Source organism: Salinimicrobium oceani (genome assembly GCF_012037645.1).
Map to the genome: position 1 here is coordinate 1 of NZ_JAAVJR010001069.1, position 365 is coordinate 365.

Genomic DNA, 365 nt, shown 5'->3' on the forward strand with positions numbered 1-365 from the left:
TTCAGTTTCAGCCAGGTAAGTAAGACGGTATTTAAGCAGAAGTCTCTGTTTTTCTTCGGAAGAGAAGGTGTTCCAGGCTTCAGCAGAGAAAGATTCTACATCATCATCACAGGCGGCATTTATTTTTGCGTTTCCTTCCGAAGCAAAAATATTTTCTAATTCAGAAATAGGTCGCGCCTGATCAGCAGTATGGTCGTACCAGGAATCGAACAACTGAATAAAGATCCACTGGGTCCACTTGTAATAATCGGGATCACTGGTGCGTACTTCCCGGCTCCAGTCAAATGAAAACCCTATCTGGTCAAGCTGCTCCCGGTAACGCTTTATATTGGCATCTGTTGTAAGCGCAGGGTGCTGCCCGGTCT

Annotated in this window: 1 pseudogene; it reads right to left on the minus strand. The window is 45.5% G+C overall.

The window, feature by feature from the left end:
- Positions 1-365, minus strand: a pseudogene (locus HC175_RS20815) (leucine--tRNA ligase); the annotation flags it as partial.